Annotated in this window: 13 protein-coding genes; 7 read left to right on the forward strand and 6 right to left on the reverse strand. The window is 63.4% G+C overall.

The features are described 5' to 3' along the window. Window positions 1-378 carry a hypothetical protein gene (locus tag EO094_RS07850; RefSeq protein ID WP_128291656.1) on the reverse strand — a complete coding sequence of 126 codons (378 nt, stop codon included), beginning with the start codon at window positions 376-378 and terminating at the stop codon, window positions 1-3. Window positions 379-573: 195 nt separating this feature from the next. Between EO094_RS07850 and dksA the strand changes: the two genes are divergently transcribed. Then, on the forward strand, window positions 574-990 hold the full coding sequence (gene dksA, locus EO094_RS07855) for an RNA polymerase-binding protein DksA (RefSeq protein WP_092811269.1): 417 nt from the start codon (window positions 574-576) through the stop codon (window positions 988-990). Between the two features lie 123 nt (window positions 991-1,113). Here the strand turns inward: dksA and EO094_RS07860 are convergent, their stop codons facing one another. Further along, window positions 1,114-2,448: a hypothetical protein gene (locus EO094_RS07860; protein WP_246008390.1), complete on the reverse strand. Its 1,335-nt coding sequence runs from the start codon at window positions 2,446-2,448 to the stop codon at window positions 1,114-1,116. Window positions 2,449-2,844: 396 nt separating this feature from the next. On the opposite strand from EO094_RS07860, the gene EO094_RS18690 reads away from it, so the two are divergent. From EO094_RS18690 to alaS, 5 genes are all read left to right on the forward strand, one after another. Continuing rightward, window positions 2,845-3,051 (forward strand): hypothetical protein, encoded by a 207-nt coding sequence (locus EO094_RS18690; RefSeq protein WP_246008391.1) that lies wholly within the window; start codon window positions 2,845-2,847, stop codon window positions 3,049-3,051. A 201-nt stretch (window positions 3,052-3,252) separates the two neighbouring features. Continuing rightward, entirely contained in the window at window positions 3,253-5,775 is a 2,523-nt protein-coding gene (cckA, locus tag EO094_RS07865; protein WP_425455852.1) for a cell cycle histidine kinase CckA, read from the forward strand. 121 nt (window positions 5,776-5,896) lie between these two features. Next, window positions 5,897-6,550, forward strand: coding sequence for a carbonic anhydrase (locus EO094_RS07870; protein WP_128291659.1), 654 nt, complete (start codon window positions 5,897-5,899; stop codon window positions 6,548-6,550). A gap of 126 nt (window positions 6,551-6,676) precedes the next feature. Further along, the gene (recA, locus tag EO094_RS07875; protein WP_128291660.1) at window positions 6,677-7,765 is read left to right on the forward strand and encodes a recombinase RecA; all 1,089 of its coding nucleotides are present in this window, start codon (window positions 6,677-6,679) and stop codon (window positions 7,763-7,765) included. Window positions 7,766-8,284: 519 nt separating this feature from the next. Then, window positions 8,285-10,954, forward strand: a complete 2,670-nt coding sequence (alaS, locus tag EO094_RS07880; RefSeq protein ID WP_128291873.1) for an alanine--tRNA ligase — start codon at window positions 8,285-8,287, stop codon at window positions 10,952-10,954. A 74-nt stretch (window positions 10,955-11,028) separates the two neighbouring features. On the opposite strand, the gene EO094_RS07885 is transcribed toward alaS, so the two are convergent. From EO094_RS07885 to EO094_RS07895, 3 genes are all read right to left on the reverse strand, one after another. Continuing rightward, window positions 11,029-11,730 (reverse strand): Crp/Fnr family transcriptional regulator, encoded by a 702-nt coding sequence (locus EO094_RS07885; RefSeq protein WP_128291661.1) that lies wholly within the window; start codon window positions 11,728-11,730, stop codon window positions 11,029-11,031. Between the two features lie 149 nt (window positions 11,731-11,879). Beyond that, window positions 11,880-13,145, reverse strand: a complete 1,266-nt coding sequence (locus tag EO094_RS07890; RefSeq protein ID WP_128291662.1) for an NnrS family protein — start codon at window positions 13,143-13,145, stop codon at window positions 11,880-11,882. A 126-nt stretch (window positions 13,146-13,271) separates the two neighbouring features. Beyond that, window positions 13,272-14,081 (reverse strand): AraC family transcriptional regulator, encoded by an 810-nt coding sequence (locus EO094_RS07895; protein ID WP_128291663.1) that lies wholly within the window; start codon window positions 14,079-14,081, stop codon window positions 13,272-13,274. A 133-nt stretch (window positions 14,082-14,214) separates the two neighbouring features. On the opposite strand from EO094_RS07895, the gene EO094_RS07900 reads away from it, so the two are divergent. Further along, entirely contained in the window at window positions 14,215-15,459 is a 1,245-nt protein-coding gene (locus tag EO094_RS07900; protein WP_128291664.1) for an MFS transporter, read from the forward strand. 67 nt (window positions 15,460-15,526) lie between these two features. Here EO094_RS07900 and EO094_RS07905 read toward each other — a convergent pair whose 3' ends face one another. Continuing rightward, window positions 15,527-16,741: an NADP-dependent isocitrate dehydrogenase gene (locus tag EO094_RS07905; RefSeq protein ID WP_128291665.1), complete on the reverse strand. Its 1,215-nt coding sequence runs from the start codon at window positions 16,739-16,741 to the stop codon at window positions 15,527-15,529. Window positions 16,742-17,031: the final 290 nt, after the last annotated feature.

Genomic DNA, 17,031 nt, shown 5'->3' on the forward strand with positions numbered 1-17,031 from the left:
TCAGGCGGCGCGGGCGTGCTGACCGGGGATCTTTGGCGGTTGGGTGCGCGCCAGCCTTTCGGACTGGGGCGGGAGGCTCTTTTTCCCGGCAGACGGCTGCTTGAAGACGAGGCCGGCCTCCGAACTCAGGCGGGCCGTGGCGAGAGCCGCGAGCTCGACGCGCAGGAGGTTTGCGAAAGCCCGGCGTTGCGCTTCGAGGCGCTCGACTTCGGCCTCGCTCGTCACCTTGCGCCGTACGGCGTGAAGGGTGGCGATATAGGTTCGCGCCGCCTCATTGAGGGCCGTGCCGTAGGCCTTGGCCGCGAGCTTTCTTCCGGCTTGCAAGGCCGAGCGCTGCTGCGCGATCGCATCCGTGACCATCGCTTCGGCTACAGCCATGGCGTGCAAATGAGCCGCAGAAGAGTTCGCCTGATTGTTCATAAAGGGAGAATGCCGATGACACGGTTAACGTGAGGTTAGCCATGGCCTTTGACCCTACGTCATATCAAAGGTTCATATTCGAACGCTTGCGCGCCAGTGGTCTTGACCGTATAGGGCACGCCAAGGGCAGACGCGGCACTGCGGGGAAGACCGATGGTGTTGGAGGCAGAGAAAATCTATTCGCCAAGTGAAGATGAGCCGTTCATGAACGAGCGCCAGCGCGAATATTTCCGTAAGAAGCTGCAGGCTTGGAAAGAGGAGATTCTGGCCGAAAGCCGGGAGACTCTGCAGGCTTTGCAGCAGGAAAACCAGAATCATCCCGATCTTGCGGATCGGGCGTCGTCGGAGACGGACCGCTCGATCGAGCTTCGTGCCCGCGACCGGCAACGCAAGTTGATCGCCAAGATCGATGCTGCGTTGCGGCGAATTGAGGATGGCAGTTACGGATTTTGCGAAGAAACCGGCGAACCGATCAGCCTGAAGCGGCTCGACGCCCGACCGATCGCCACTTTGTCGGTCGAAGCGCAGGAACGCCATGAGCGTCGGGAAAGAGTCTACCGCGACGACTGAGGTCTGGGCGGAGATGAATTTTCCTTCGAAGGCTTGAGAATCAAACACCCGGCTGAGCGATCAGCCGGGTGTTTACGTTTTGGATTGAGCGACAGCGCGGGCACCTTTGCGGGCGCCCAGGGCTCAACGGTTCTTCAGATCGCCCGTCAGCTCGCCCAAAAGGCGCGCCATCTCGTCTTCGAGCTGTTCCTGCTCCGACGCCCATTTGCGCTTCGGCTCGAAGGCAACGACGCTCGCCGATTCGTCGTTTTCAAGATTGGCGGTCGAGCGACGCTCCCGCTGCTCCTCGTCGTTTGCCTGATCCTGGCTCTCTCCCGTCTCCGAAGAGAGGGGAGCTGGAGCGATCGCAGGCGCTTCCGGTGCGAGCCGTTCTTCGACCCCATGAGCGTCGTCTCGGTGGATTTCCGGCACTTTTGCCATCACCGAGATTTCGTCGCCGCCGCTTTCGGCCTCCGAAACAGTCTCAGGTTTTGCTGGTGAAACGTCCGGGCCTTCCGGTTGCGCACCCGCCGTCACCTGTTCGCTCGTGTGCGTGCGGGGCGTCACATGTTGGGAGAGCGCGCTTTCCAGCTGACTTGCGATGTCTGCAATCGTCGTTGGCTGCGGACGTTCATCTCTCGGGCTTTGAGCATCTCCCGGGCTCTGGGCCTCGGTCAGTCCGACAGGAGTGTCCGACCTTTTTTCTCCGGCCATGGAAATCGTCGGCCAGGTCACCTGAGCGGTGGTCGTTTGTGCCTCTCCCTTATCCTCGTTGAGAGCAGGGGGAACGTTGAGCGCGGAGCGGTCCGCTCCACCCGGCCTCGCATCGGCCGTGTCGCTGCGCTGGGCCGCGATCTCGCCGAAAGCCTCGCCGATTTCCTCTTCAAGCGAGCGGGTATCGGGCTTGGAAGTCTCGGGTTCGGCAGTCTCGGGCTCGGAAGTCTCGGGCTTGGCCGGCGCGACCTCCTCGGTTGCTTCCTTTGAAACCCGGCGGATGTTCTGGAAGAAGCTGACGGTCGCTTTTTCGATCGCAGCAGTTTCCTGAGGCGCGGCGACCAGCTCCGGTTTCGGGTCGGCCGCTTCCTGAGGCACAGGTGCTCTGCTGGCGGGCCCTTTGTCCTGCTGAGGAGCGGGCCGCTTTGCAAAAGGAAGGGTGTTGGAGAGCGCCTGACTGGCCGGCGTCTCGTCCGGCACCTGCTGTCCCGGTTTCGGGGCGGGACTGAAGAGACCCGACAGCATCCGCGCTCTGAGGGCTGGCGGCATGTCCCCGAAGGGCGTCTCGTGTGCGGCCTTGTTTTCCTCTTTCGCGGCGTCTGCCGACAGGCTTTGCGCCGGCGGATTCCTTAGCTCGCGGTCGTTCGCGTCGGACGCGTCATGACGCGGCTCTGTCCTGGCGTCCGCGGTCCTGCTTGAAAGCTCTGCCGAGGAGGGAGCCGGGCTGTCGTCCTCGTCCATTCCGAAGCGATAGGCCTCAGGCACTGCGCGCCTCGTGCGAACCGGTTCCGCCTCAGATTCCAAAACCTCCGCCGCCTCTGGGCGTGGCCTCGAAAGGTTCGGCGCAAGCGGTGCTGCCTGCGCAACACCGTGCCCGGGGCCATATCCGGGCCCATCTCCTGAGGCTCGTCGGAGGGCGGGCGAGGGGGCGCGGGGTTCGGCCGGGGAAACAGGGGTCTGTCCCATCGGCTGCGGTGCACTCGATGTGGGGGGATACTCGCCACTGTTCGGTGCGGGCGCGCGATGCGGCGCTTGGTAGTCTGGCATCTGCGGAGCAACCGAAGGGCCGCCTGGCCGTCGGGGTGTCGGCTGAGCCGTCGGCCGGCCGCGCACGATCTGCGATTCGACGACGATGTCCGCCGGGCCGCCAATCATCACGAGATGTTCGACCTGATCGCGCCGGATCAGCAGCAGGCGGCGCTTCTGGTCGATGGCATGGGTTTCCATGACCTGCAGCCGGGAAACCCGCTGCGCACCGGCGCCGCGCCCCGGAACGATGCCGCGCCGGGTGATCCAGACGACAAGTCCCAGGATGACGAGAAGGACGGCTATGGCGAGGAGAATGGGGCCCGCAAATGCCCCTGTTGAAAGATCGGTTAAACCGCGCATGGACGCCTCCTTGACTTACGCTACACTCAACCCACGCGGTCGATATGGCACGATAGCCCGGATATTAAGGCTTTTCAAACGAAGCTGTGCCTTGCGAGTCAGTTGCGAGCTCTCGTCAAGGCTGTCACAAGTCACGCAAAGGCCTGCGGCGTGGTTCGCCGAATCGGCTAATCTCACTTAATGGCCGTAACCAGCGATCCCATGGCAGACAGGCAGAGCACCGAGGCTGCAGAAGCCGGAGAGCGGCGCGACAGCATGATTCGTATTTTCCTCTTGTCGCTCGGACTTCTCGTCGTGGCAGGCTCTTACCTCTTCGTCCCGCCGGAATGGACCGATACCGTTGTGCTCGTGTGCCTCGGTATTCTTTCAACCGTTGGCGTCATGTGCCTATTCATGGCGGCCGGGGGCCTCATCCGCTTCGTGCGCTCCCGGGTCGCCGACACGCGCGTGCCGGGTCTTCCCGAACAGCTCTTCGAGGCGATCGGCGAGGGTGCCCTGATCGCCGACAGCGCTGCGGGCGCCATCAAGGCCAACCGTGCCTATTATCGCCTCTATGGTGAGGAGAGCGACGATTTGCGCTCCATCGAGCGGCTTTTCGCGGAAAGCCCCGATGCTTCGGAGGCGATCTATCGCCTTTCCGGAGCCGCCGAAAAAGGCCGTCGGGCGATGGAAGAGATCCGCATGCCGGGTGGGATCGGCGGTCAGTCCGGTTCGGCGCGCTGGTACCGGGTCAAGGTGAACCCGATTGCTGGGCGCCCTGAGCTCGCTTTGTGGCTCATCTCCGACATCACGCGCGAGCGGGAGCATCAAGAGAACATTTTTCAGGAACTGCAGAACGCGATCGATTATCTCGATCACGCTCCTGCAGGTTTCTTCTCCATGCAGCCGGACGGCCGCATCCGATATGTCAATGCCACCTTGGCGGAGTGGCTCGGCATCGATCTTGCGGATTTCGAGCCGGGGGCGGCAGAGATCGGCGATTTCGTCACGGCCGAGAGCCTGTCGGTTCTGGAGGCTTCGGGTCAGCGCGGCGAAACCGCGACGGAGCGGCTCGAAATCGATCTCGTGCGGGCGAACGGGACACGCAAACCCGTGCGTCTGCTGCACCGCGTGCCGGTTTCGGCCGATGGCACAGTGGGCGCCTCTCGCACGCTTGTTTTGGAAGTTGGGCTTGCCGACGGGGATGCCGGGCTTGCGGCAGAACGGCGGTTCACGCGCTTCTTCAACAACACGCCGATGGCGATCGCCTCCGTCGACCATAGCGGGGCGATCAATCTTTCGAATGCGCGGTTCCTGAAACTCTTCCGCAAGAGCGGACCCGCCCGCATCGAGCTGACGAGCGTGGTGAAGGCCGCCGACCGCCCTGCGCTCAAGGCCGCCCTGCATGCGGCGATCAACGGGCAGAGCGATATTTCTCCGGTCGACGCGCAGTTTGAGAGCGACGAGGAAAGAAGCGCGCGCTTCTTCGTCAGCCCGATCGTCGAAGGCGAGCCCGGCGAGGACGCGGCGATCGTTTATGCGCTTGAGACGACCGAGCAGAGGGCGCTCGAGGCGCAGTTCGCGCAGAGCCAGAAGATGCAGGCGGTCGGACAGCTCGCCGGTGGCATCGCGCATGACTTCAACAATGTGCTGACCGCCATCATCGGCTTTTCCGACCTCTTACTATCGAACCACCGGCCATCCGATCCGGCGTTCGAAGACATTATGAATATCAAGCAGAACGCCAATCGTGCCGCGGGTCTGGTGCGGCAGCTCTTGGCGTTCTCCCGCCGGCAGACGCTGCAGCCGCGCGTCATTCGCCTCGAAGAAGTGTTGTCGGATCTCACCGTGCTGCTGGATCGCCTCCTCGGGGAGACCGTCGAGCTCAAGACGGATCACAAGAGCGGGCTGTGGCCCGTCAAGGCGGACCTCAACCAGCTGGAACAGGTGGTGGTCAATCTCGCCGTCAATGCGCGCGACGCCATGCCGAACGGCGGCATGCTTACGATCCGCGCCAGCAATCTGGAGGAGGCCGAGAGCCATCGCTTCCGCCAGGACGGATTCCGGCCCGCCGATTATGTGCTGATCGAGATCACCGACACCGGCACCGGCATGACGCCGGAGGTGATGGAAAAGATCTTCGAACCGTTCTTTTCGACGAAGGAGATCGGCAAGGGAACCGGCCTCGGCCTTTCCACGGTCTACGGCATCATCAAGCAGACGGACGGCTTCATCTTCGTCGACAGCGAGCTTGGAAAAGGCACGACCTTCTCGCTGCTTCTCCCGCGCTATGTGGCGGAGCGGGAAGCGGAGGAGGAGGTGGCCTCGCCCAAGTCCGAGCCGACCGATCTCACCGGCAGCGCCACGATCCTTCTCGTCGAAGACGAAGAGGCGGTGCGCGCCTTCGCCTCTCGCGCGCTCGCCGCGCGCGGCTACGAGGTGCACGAGGCCGCGTCGGGACCGGAAGCGCTTCGCATCATGAAGGACATGGACGGTGCCATCGATCTCGTCGTGTCCGACGTCGTCATGCCGGAGATGGACGGGCCGACGCTTCTGAAAGAGTTGCGCAAGACCAATCCCAACTTGAAGATCATCTTCGTCTCCGGATATGCCGAGGACGCTTTCGCACGGCATCTGCCCGAGAACGAGGACTTCCACTTCCTGCCGAAGCCGTTCTCGCTCAAGGATCTGGCGATCACGGTGAAGCGTGTCCTGCAGCCTTAGCGGTCGGAAAGGTGCCGGGCGGAGGTCGTTCGATTGGATGGGGGGCGGATAGGCTGAGCTGACGTTCTCCCTTGCCTGTTCATATGTTTTCGGCGAATCCGCCGGCCGAGAGGTGTGTCACATGCGTTTTCCCGAGCGTCTCCTTCAGGGCTATCAATCGTTCCGCGATGGCCGGCTGCCCATCGAGCAGCATCAATATGCCGAGCTCGCAGAGGTCGGGCAGAGCCCGGAGATCATGGTCATCGGCTGCTGCGATTCGCGGGTTTCGCCGGAAGTCATCTTCGATGCCCGGCCCGGCGAACTTTTTGTGGTCCGCAATGTGGCCAATCTCGTGCCGCCTTACTCTCCGTCGGCTTCGCAGCACGGTGTTTCCTCGGCGATCGAATTCGCCGTCGAGGCTTTGAAGGTGAAGCACATCGTCGTTCTCGGACATGCCAGATGCGGCGGCATCCGGGCTTTCGCCGACGATGAGGTGGGACCGCTTTCCCCCGGCGACTTCATCGGCAAGTGGATGTCTTTGATCGCACCTGCCGCCGAAGAGCTCGGCCCGCGCGATGCGGCGCCGCTCGACGACTACCTGCAGCGGCTCGAGCAGGTATCGGCGGTGAAGACACTCGACAATTTGATGACGTTTCCGTTCGTGAAAAGGCGCGTGGAAGAGGGCTCGCTCCAACTCCATGCGGCCTATTTCGCGGTGGCGACCGGCCTTTTGATGGTGCGGCGTCCAGACAGCGACGTCTTCGAGCCCGTAGGTGCCGCAGCGCCGGGAAAGTAGGCTTTCCGGCGCGCCTCTTTTGGCCCGCCGAGAGGGGATCGGGCGGTGTTGACGCTATAGAACAAATAGAGTACGAAATTCTCTGAGGAGCGGGTGGTCATCCGCTGAACTTTAGAGGATAGTCCGATGGCGAATCCGTTGCGCGTAGTCGAAGGAGGCAAAGAATCCATGGATCGAACCAAGGCTCTGGACGCTGCTCTCAGCCAGATCGAGCGCTCCTTCGGCAAGGGGTCGATCATGCGGCTCGGCCAGGAGGGGCAGGTCGTCGAGGTTGCGACGATCCCGACCGGTTCGCTCGGACTTGATATCGCGCTCGGTGTCGGCGGTCTGCCGCGCGGGCGTGTGGTCGAGATCTACGGGCCGGAATCCTCGGGTAAGACGACGCTGGCGCTGCACACCGTGGCGCAGGCGCAGAAGAAGGGCGGTATCTGCGGCTTTATCGATGCCGAGCACGCGCTCGACCCGATTTATGCGCGCAAACTCGGCGTCAAACTCGATGATCTCCTGATTTCGCAGCCGGATGCCGGCGAGCAGGCACTCGAAATTGCCGATACGCTGGTGCGGTCGGGCGCCATTGACGTGCTTGTCGTCGATTCGGTCGCGGCCCTTACGCCGCGCGCCGAGCTTGAAGGCGAGATGGGCGATTCGTTGCCCGGCATGCAGGCGCGGCTGATGAGCCAGGCGCTCAGAAAGCTGACGGCCTCGATTTCGCGCTCGCATACGATGGTCATCTTCATCAATCAGATCCGCATGAAGATCGGCGTCATGTTCGGCAGCCCGGAAACGACGACGGGTGGCAATGCCTTGAAGTTCTATTCCTCCGTCCGCCTCGATATTCGCCGGATCGGTGCCATCAAGGACCGCGACGAGGTCGTTGGCAACCAGACCCGGGTCAAGGTGGTGAAGAACAAGCTCGCGCCGCCATTCCGGGAGGTTGAGTTCGACATCATGTATGGCGAAGGCATTTCCCATACGGGTGAGCTTCTCGATCTCGGCGTGAAGGCCGGTATCGTCGAAAAGTCCGGTTCCTGGTTCTCCTACGACAGCCAGCGTCTCGGTCAGGGACGGGAAAACGCGAAGAACTTCCTGCGTGAAAACGAGGATGTCGCCAACGCCATTGAGAAGGCGATCCGTGAGAACGCCGGTCTCATTGCAGACGAGCTTCTGGATGGTCCGCGCCAGGAGGATGAGGGCGGCAAGGCGGCCAAGGCCTGAGTTTTGCCTGCCGTTCGCCCTCTTGGTTTCGCCGGCATCTGCGAGCTGGCGGGGTGAGTGAGCGGAATCTCTGCATCAAGATGTCTTCATAGGGAAAGCCCGCTTCTGGCGGGCTTTCTGGTTTTTGGGCTATTGCATCTTCGGTCTTTTTCTTTTCGCCTGTGGGGCTTTTCTGGTGAGGTCGGCAGGGCCGGGCCGTTCGGAGTGTCACCGGAGATCGGGCGCGGCCGATGGACGCCGATGTTTGCGGCTGGTCGGCTTCTCACCGGACGAGAGCGGGCATTTGCGGCGTCTTGTCGGACTGACGCGTGAGTTGCACAGCTTGCGGTGTTGCGGTGTCGTTTGGCGCCGGGTCGAGCCATGTGGACAGTTCTCCGGCCCGTCGCTAAAACCACCGCCTGCGGGCTTTCGGTGATCCGATGACAGTGGTGATCCGACGACAGCCCGGAAATTCCATTACTTCGGTGCCGGCCGTAGATGTTCGGTGGCCATGAGGTCCAACCACAGGTGTTTCGCCAGATGATCGGCGTCAACGAGATCCGCTCTGCGTTCCTCGACTATTTTTCCAAGCACGACCACGAGATCGTCGCTTCCGGCCCGCTCGTGCCCCGCAACGACCCGACCTTGATGTTCACCAATGCGGGCATGGTCCCGTTCAAGGACTTTTTCACGGGGCGGGCGAAGGCTCCGTATCAGCGCGCAGTCACCTCGCAGAAATGCGTGCGGGCGGGCGGCAAGCACAACGATCTCGACAATGTCGGGTATACGGCGCGTCATCACACCTTTTTCGAGATGCTCGGGAATTTCTCCTTCGGGGATTATTTCAAGGAGCGCGCGATCGAGCTTGCCTGGAACCTCGTCACCAAGGAATTCGGGCTCGACCCGAAGCGGCTTCTCGTCACCGTCTATGCCGACGACGAAGAGGCGTTTTCGCTGTGGCGCAAGATTGCGGGTCTGCCTGAAGAAAAGGTCATCCGTATCGCGACCTCGGACAATTTCTGGCAGATGGGCGAGACGGGACCCTGCGGCCCCTGTTCGGAGATTTTCTACGATCACGGTGCCGAGATCCCCGGAGGGCCTCCGGGCTCGCCCGACGAGGATGGCGACCGCTTCATCGAAATCTGGAACCTCGTCTTCATGCAGTTCGAACAGGTGGCGGGCGGAGAGCGCCACGACCTGCCGCGACCGTCGATCGATACGGGCATGGGGCTCGAGCGGATCGCGGCCGTTCTGCAGGGCGTGCACGACAATTACGATATCGACCTTTTCCGGCATCTGATCGAGGCCGTGGAAGGTGCGACGCGCGCCAAGGCGACGTTGGAGAACCGTGCGAGCCACCGCGTGATCGCCGATCATCTGCGGGCGACGAGCTTTTTGATCGCCGACGGTGTGCTGCCGTCGAACGATGGGCGGGGCTACGTGCTGCGTCGCATCATGCGGCGGGCGATGCGGCACGCGCATCTTCTCGGCGCCGAGGAGCCGGTGATCTATTCGCTGGTCCCGACTCTCATGCGCGAGATGGGGGGCGCCTATCCGGAGCTGATGCGCGCCGAGGCTCTCATCACCGAGACGATCCGTCTGGAAGAGAGCCGTTTTCAGCGTACGCTGTCGCGCGGGCTGAGCCTTCTCGATGAGGCGGCGGGCTCGCTTCACAAAGGCGACATGCTCGACGGCGAGACCGCCTTCAAGCTCTATGACACGTATGGATTTCCGCTCGATCTGACGCAGGATGCGCTCAAGAATCGCGGCATCAGCGTCGATCTCGCCGGCTTCAACGATGCGATGGAGCGCCAGCGCGCCGAGGCCCGCGCAAGCTGGGCCGGATCTGGCGAGGCTGCGACGGAAGAAGTCTGGATGGCGCTCAAGGAAGAGCATGGCGCCACGGAATTCCTCGGCTACGGCACGGAAACGGCGGAGGCCGTCACCCTTGGTTTCGTCAAGGAGGGTGAGCGCGTGTCCGAGCTCGATGCCGGCGATGCGGGCGCGGTGGTGGTCAACCAGACGCCGTTTTATGGCGAATCGGGCGGCCAGGTCGGCGACACCGGCGTCATCCGCAGCGAGGCGGGCGGCGTCTTCCGCGTGGAGGATACGCAGAAGAAGGCGGACGGGCTTTTCGTGCATTTCGGGCGGATGGAGGAGGGCAGGCTCTCCGTCGGCGACAATGTCCGCATGATCATCGAAGGCAGGCGCCGCACGACGATCCGCGCCAACCACTCGGCGACCCATCTTCTGCACAAGGCGCTGCGTGACACGCTCGGTCCGCATGTGGCTCAGAAGGGGTCTCTCGTGGCTCCTGACCGGCTGCGGTTCGATTTTTCGCATCCGAAGCCAATGAGCGAGGAGGAGCTGCGGCTCGTCGAGGACCGCGCCAACGCCGTCATCTTGCAGGATGCGCCGGTGACGACGCGGCTGATGGATCGCGAAGCGGCGATTTCCGCGGGGGCCATGGCGCTCTTCGGCGAGAAATACGGCGATGAGGTGCGGGTCGTCTCCATGGGCACCGAAATCGGCGAGAATGGCGGCGAGACGAAACCCTATTCGGTGGAGCTCTGCGGCGGCACGCATGTCGGCGCGACGGGCGAAATCGGCCTCGTAAAGGTGTTGAACGAGGGGGCGGTTGCCGCGGGCGTGCGCCGCGTCGAGGCTCTGACGGGCGAGGCGGCACGCCGCTATCTCGCCGAGCAGGACAGGCGCGTGAAGGATCTCGCCGGTCGTCTCAAGGTGCGCCCGGAAGAGCTTGTCGAGCGTGTCGACGGTCTCATGGAAGAGCGCAGGCGGCTCGAACGCGAGCTCGCGGAAGCGAAGAAGCAGCTGGCCATGGGCGGCGGCAAGGCGGGCGCGGAGCCCGTCAGAGAAATCGGCTCAATCAAGCTGATGGCGCGCCTCGTCGAAGGCGTCGCGCTCAAGGATCTGCGCGGCATCGTCGATGAGGGCAAGCAGGCCGTCGGATCCGGCGTCGTCGCCATCGTGGGTGTCAACGACGGCAAAGCGGGTCTCGCCGTCGGCGTCACCAGCGATCTGACGGACAAGTTCAACGCCATCGACCTGGTGCGGCTTGGATCTCAGGCCCTGGGCGGCAAAGGCGGTGGCGGGCGCCCGGATATGGCGCAGGCCGGTGGTCCGGATGCCGGCCAGGCCGAAGCCGCACTCGCGGCGATCACCGCGCGGGTCGAAGAACTCGCGGCATAGGCCTGTTTTGTTAAAAGGGCGGGCGCGGCGCCGTTGAAGATCGCCGCCCCGTCTTTCAGGCTGTTGCTTTCGGGCTATTTGTGACGGCGGTTTTCGGCGATTTGCCGAAGACCTTCCTGGTCGACGATCGCCACCTTCTGGCGCCCGCTCTTGACGAAACCGGCCTCTTCCCAGGCGCTGAGGAGCCGGCTGACCGTGTGAAGCGTGGTCCCGGTCATCTCCGCAATGTCCTGGCGGGTGATCGGGAAATCGATTTCCACCCCATCTTCGGTCGGGCGTCCGGCCTGTTCGGTGAGGCGCAGAAGCGCCTGCGCCACGCGCTGCTCGACCTGCTGGGTGGCCATCTCCACGACGCGGGCCTGAGTTTCCTGCAGGCGCGCGCCGACCGTGCGCGAGGCGTTGTCGGCGAAGGCCGGAAAACGCGCCGCAAAATCGGCCCAGAGATGGGTCGGCCAGGTCAGCACCACGCAATCGACGGCGGCCACGGCGCTGGCCGGATAGGATTTGCGGCCAATCGCCGGCGCGATGCCGAAGAGCTCTCCTTCGTTGATGTAGCGGGTGATCACCTGGTCGCCGCCGGGTGTGGTGCGGACCACGCGCACATGCCCGTTCAGGAGAAGATGGAAGGAATGCGCCTCCGCCTCCTGCTCGAAGATCGTCGCCTCGCGGGGATAGCGGGCGGAACGAGCTGTCTTGAGGATGACGTCGAGATCATCTGGCTGCAGCCCTGCAAAGAGCGGCAGATCCTGGATGAGCGACCGATCGAGAGCGGGCAAACAGGTCTCCCTCGCAAACCGCGGAACGCAGTGCCGGTCTCCGTTCTAAACGGCTTGAGCGGCGGAGGAAAAGCGGTTCGCGAAGAAGTTCTGCGGCATCGGAAGACAATGCGGGGGCAGGCGAGGGGAACACCGCTCGTTTGACGGCCTCACGGCGTCGCGTGTCGGCGTCGTCCCCACAGGATCGGTGCGTAGCGGAGCGCGAAGGCGAGAAAGGCGAGGCTCCAGACGAGGCCGCCGAGCGTGATGAGCGCGGCATAGAGGCCGATCGCGAAGGTCGCGGCGATTCGGAGGACGGCGCCTAGGCTGACGGCTCCATAGAGCGCCCGCGTCCAGCGGTCCGCGTGGATCGCGCGGCCCGTATGGCCGAGGCTTGCGCGCGTCATGATGGCGAGCGTCATGGTGCCGATCGCGCCGGCCGTCAAAGCATGAATGGCGGCGCTCTGCGTGATCAGCGTCGGTGCAAGAATGGAGCCGCCGACGAGGACGAGTGAGATCGCGAGCCAGAGATAGCCGAGATGCAAGACGAGGACGATCGGTTCGCCGACGGTGGCGTGTCCGCGCCAGCGCGACAGGCGCAGACCGAGAAGGAGGCCTGCCGCCAGCCAGAGGATGCCGGTCACGGGGGCATAGGGGAAGACGACCCAGGCGGGGATGGCGGCAAGCGTTGCGAGGAGGGCGATCTTGTCGATCCGGCCGAAAGGCGCGGGCAGATTTTTGTCGCCATTCTTCACGAGCCAGTTGCGGGTGAAGCTCGGGGTTACGCGACCGCCAATGAGGGCGATGAGAAGTGCGATAAGGCCGAGAGCGAGACGCACGGCGTAGCCGGAGGAGATGAACCCTGCGGTCTCTGCATGGAAAAGCGCGTTGGCGAGCGCGAACACGGAAAGAATGACGGCGACCGGCATGTTCTTCCAGTTCTTGCCGGCAACGACTTCGCGGACAATGGCAAATGCGAGGGCTACGGGAAAGGCGAGGTCGAGCGCAAACGCGAGTGCAGGCATGGCCACGAAGGCTGAGGCGATGCGCCCGAGAAGCCAAAGCGCAACGAGGCCGAGAAGCGGTTTTCCGCTCAAAGGGAGGCGGCCCGTCCAGTTGGGTACGGCCGTCAGAATGAAGCCCGCGATGATGGCGCCGACATAGCCGAAGATCATCTCGTGCTCGTGCCACGAGAGCGCGTCGAACGGGCCCATGGGGCTGCCGCCTGCAAAATACATCCACAGCCAGAACGGAATGGCGAGGCCAGCGAAGAGTGTGCCGGCGAAAAAGAAGGGCCGAAAGCCGTAAGACAGGATGGGGGCTACGTCGAGGCTGCGGCCGCGCGTGTCTTTGTTGCTGACGCCCTCCGCCCGCTCGCGCCGCGGAACGGAACGGTCGATAAGGGTGGCGTTAATCCTGTCGGTGATCGGGCACATGATCGTCTCTCGCTTGCTTGCGCCAAGAGTAGCGGGAGCGGACAGAACGTCTTTGCGCTTCGGCAAATTGCGGAAGGGGAGGTCGGATCGGACAGGGAGCACTCACGACGACCTCTCGCCGCTCTCTCAGTTCGTGGCGCCGAGGCTTCCTTCGGCGGGAGCCGCCTGACGCTCCAGATAGGCTCGGGGCGGCGTGCCGAGAACGCGCTTGAACATCGTCGTGAAGGCGGCCGGATTGTCATAGCCGAGATCGATCGCGACGGCCGTCACGGCCTCGCCGGCGGCCAATCGCGGCAAGGCCGCCATCAGACAGGCCTGCTGGCGCCAGGCGACGAAACTCAAGCCGGTTTCGCGGCGAAAAAGGCGTGTGAAGCTCCGCCGCGACAGGCTGAGAGCTTCGCTCCATTCATCGATCGTGCTGTGCGGCGTCGGATGAAGCAGGAAGGTGCGGCAGAGCCGCAGCAAAGGGTCGGTCTTGGGTAGCGGGAGCGACAACGGCAAGGCCGGGAGACGGTGCATTTCGTGTTCGACGAGCCGCATGAGCGCGGTGTCCCGCTCATCGAGCTCGCCGTATCGCGGCAGTGCCACCGCTTCGGCGAGGAGGTTGCGCATGAGAGGCGAGATGCCGACGACCTGACATCGGGCCGGCATCGCTTCGGCGGCCTCGGGGAGGAGATAGAGGCTCTGGATCTTCACTCGGCCTAACATGTGGACCTCATGGACCACTTGAGGCGGGATCCACATGCCGCGTTCGGGCGGCATCACCCAGGCTCCGTCGCGGGTGACCATCATCACGACGCCGGTCGAGCCGTAGAGGAGCTGGCCTCTGCGATGATTGTGCGGCGCGATGATCTGGCCGTCCCGATACTCGGTGCCGAGAGCGATCACGCGGCGCGGAATGTCATCTGCGAAAGGGAGAAGGGGAGGATTTTTCAAGATCGTGGCCCAGTCTCGTAGGACAATGACCCTAATGCGGTGGCGGGCCGCCGTCGATGGGGCTTGCTAGGCGGTCTCCCCAAAAGCCGGCAGTCGCCGGCTGAAATCCGCACAGGCTCGAAAGGCCCCTCGAATGACCTCCGTCACTGCCTCCCGTTCCGGTTCCGGCGGTACCGCCTTTGCGGTGCTGGGCGCGGCGAGCTTCTGCCATCTTCTCAATGACATGATGCAGTCGCTGGTGATTGCGGCCTATCCGATCTTCAAGTCGGAGTTCGATTTGAGCTTTGCGCAGCTCGGCCTTTTGACGCTCACCTATCAGGCGACCGCTTCGATGCTGCAGCCGCTCGTCGGTCTCTATACCGATCGCCGGCCGCAGCCTTATTCGCTACCTGTCGGGATGAGCTCCACGTTGTGCGGGCTCCTCGCGCTCGCATTCGCGTCGAGCTATCCGGGCCTTCTCGTCGGCAGCGCGCTTCTCGGCATCGGCTCCTCGATCTTTCATCCGGAATTGTCGCGCCTGGCGCGTCTCGCCTCCGGCGGTGCACACGGGCTCGCACAGTCGATCTTCCAGGTCGGTGGGAATGCCGGCGCCTCGCTCGGTCCCATCGTCGTCGCGTTTTTCGTTCTGCCGCGCGGCCAGGAGAGCATCGCCTGGTTTGCGCTCGTGGCGCTGTGCGGGATCATCGTGCTGACGCGGCTCGGCGGCTGGTACAAGCGTCATGTCGAGCGCCGACCGGTGGCGCGGCGGGGCAGTGGCGAAGAGAGCGGGCTCGGCCGTCGCGAGATTGCGCGTGCGCTGATGCTCCTCTTCGGTCTGATCCTCTCGAAGTATTTCTATCTCGCGAGCTTCACGAGCTATTACGTCTTCTACCTGATGCATCGCTTCGGGTTGCCGCAGGGCGAGGCGCAGCTCTACCTGTTCGTGTTCCTCGCGTCTGTGGCGGCGGGCACGTTGATTGGCGGGCCGGTGGGCGACCGCATCGGGCGCAAGGCGGTGATCTGGACATCGATTGCCGGTGTTCTGCCCTTTACGCTCGTTCTGCCCTATGTCGGGCTTCCCGCGACCGCCGCCCTCAGCGTTTTGATCGGCCTCATTCTCTCTTCGGCCTTCTCTGCGATCGTCGTCTATGCGCAAGAATTGATGCCCGGGCGTGTCGGGATGGTCTCCGGGCTCTTTTTCGGCCTCGCCTTCGGTATGGGCGGTATTGGCGCGGCACTCGTCGGCGTTCTCGCCGATTGGACGAGCATCGAGTTCGTCTACAAGATCTGCGCCTTCCTGCCGGCGATGGGCTTTCTTGCTGCCTTCCTGCCAGACGCGGAAGGACGGCGCCGGGCGCGTCTGGAAGCCCGCCTCTCGTCCAACGCGTCAGAGCGCTGACGAGCCCCCAAAGAAAAAGGGCGGCTCGCCGCCGCCCTTCATTAATCGTGTCAGAAAGACTGGTCCGTCAGCCCATCGCCTTCTGCAAATTCGTGTCGATCTTGTCGAGGAAGCCCGTCGTCGACAGCCACGGCTGATCGGGACCGACGAGCAGGGCAAGGTCCTTCGTCATGGCGCCCGATTCGATGGTGTTGACCACCGTCCGTTCGAGCGTGTCGGCGAAGTGCTTCAGTTCCTTGTTGTCGTCGAGCTTGGCGCGGTGCGCGAGACCGCGGCTCCAGGCGAAGATCGAGGCGGTCGAATTGGTCGACGTCTCTCGGCCCTGCTGGTGCAGACGGAAGTGCCGGGTGACGGTGCCGTGCGCGGCCTCCGCTTCGACCGTGTTGCCATCCGGCGTCATCAGCACCGAGGTCATCAGGCCGAGGGAGCCGAAGCCCTGCGCGACGGTATCGGACTGCACGTCGCCGTCGTAGTTCTTTGCCGCCCAGACGAAGCCGCCCGACCATTTCAGCGCCGCCGCGACCATGTCGTCGATCAGCCGGTGCTCGTAGGTGATCTGGCGCGCCTCGTATTTCTCCTTGAACTCGGCCTCGTAGATCTCTTGGAAGAGGTCCTTGAAGCGGCCGTCATAGGCCTTGAGGATCGTGTTCTTGGTCGAAAGATAGACCGAGTAGCCGCGCATCAGACCATAGTTGAGGGAGGCGCGGGCGAAGTCGCGGATCGATTCGTCGAGGTTGTACATGCCCATGGCGACGCCGCCGTCGGGGAAATCGAACACTTCGTATTCCTTGGAATCCGAGCCATCCGTCGATTCCCAGCGCATCGTCAGCTTGCCGGCACCCGGGACGACGAAATCCGTCGCCTTGTACTGGTCGCCGAAAGCGTGGCGGCCGATGACGATCGGCTTCGTCCAGCCGGGGACGAGCCGCGGCACGTTCGAGCAGATGATCGGCTCACGGAAGACGACGCCGCCCAGAATGTTGCGAATCGTACCGTTCGGGGAGCGCCACATCTTTTTGAGGCCAAATTCTTCGACGCGGGCCTCATCCGGCGTGATCGTGGCGCATTTGACGCCAACCCCGACCTTCTTGATCGCCTCGGCCGCATCCACCGTCACCTGATCCTCGGTGGCATCACGGTTCTCGATACCGAGATCGTAGTACTGGAGATCGAGGTCGAGATAGGGGTGGATGAGCTTTTCCTTGATGTAGTGCCAGATGATCCGTGTCATCTCGTCGCCGTCGAGTTCGACGACGGGGTTCTCCACCTTGATCTTCGCCATGGATTTTCCTGTCTGCGTTGCTCGGTGCTGCGCGGGTCCGGAGCGGCTTTTCCGCACATTCAGATCAACGGGCGTATAGCAAACGCCCTCCGCCGCGCAAACACGGCGAAGGGCGAGAAATCGATTCTCTCATGAGGCTCGTCGCGAGCCTGCCGCGTTCAGGTCATAGGAGACCCGCGAGCGAGAGGATGATGATGATGATGGCGACCAGGCCAACGAGGTAGACAATATTGCGCATGGCGGGTGGCTCCGTGGCTGTTGAGGCTTATAAGCGCTGTTGCGTCGAAGGT

This window comes from Afifella aestuarii, assembly GCF_004023665.1.
In the GTDB taxonomy this organism is placed as follows: Bacteria; Pseudomonadota; Alphaproteobacteria; order Rhizobiales; family Afifellaceae; genus Afifella; species Afifella aestuarii.

What these genes read in the sequence shown, in the direction of transcription:
- EO094_RS18690 (WP_246008391.1), top strand. Translation starts at nt 2,845, where the DNA reads ATGTTCGACCTGATCGCGCCGGATCAGCAGCAGGCGGCGCTTCTGGTC.
- recA (WP_128291660.1), top strand. Translation starts at nt 6,677, where the DNA reads ATGGCGAATCCGTTGCGCGTAGTCGAAGGAGGCAAAGAATCCATGGAT.
- dksA (WP_092811269.1), top strand. Translation starts at nt 574, where the DNA reads ATGGTGTTGGAGGCAGAGAAAATCTATTCGCCAAGTGAAGATGAGCCG.
- EO094_RS07905 (WP_128291665.1), bottom strand. Translation starts at nt 16,741, where the DNA reads ATGGCGAAGATCAAGGTGGAGAACCCCGTCGTCGAACTCGACGGCGAC.
- EO094_RS07890 (WP_128291662.1), bottom strand. Translation starts at nt 13,145, where the DNA reads ATGTGCCCGATCACCGACAGGATTAACGCCACCCTTATCGACCGTTCC.
- EO094_RS07900 (WP_128291664.1), top strand. Translation starts at nt 14,215, where the DNA reads ATGACCTCCGTCACTGCCTCCCGTTCCGGTTCCGGCGGTACCGCCTTT.
- cckA (WP_425455852.1), top strand. Translation starts at nt 3,253, where the DNA reads ATGGCCGTAACCAGCGATCCCATGGCAGACAGGCAGAGCACCGAGGCT.
- EO094_RS07850 (WP_128291656.1), bottom strand. Translation starts at nt 378, where the DNA reads ATGGCTGTAGCCGAAGCGATGGTCACGGATGCGATCGCGCAGCAGCGC.
- alaS (WP_128291873.1), top strand. Translation starts at nt 8,285, where the DNA reads ATGATCGGCGTCAACGAGATCCGCTCTGCGTTCCTCGACTATTTTTCC.
- EO094_RS07870 (WP_128291659.1), top strand. Translation starts at nt 5,897, where the DNA reads ATGCGTTTTCCCGAGCGTCTCCTTCAGGGCTATCAATCGTTCCGCGAT.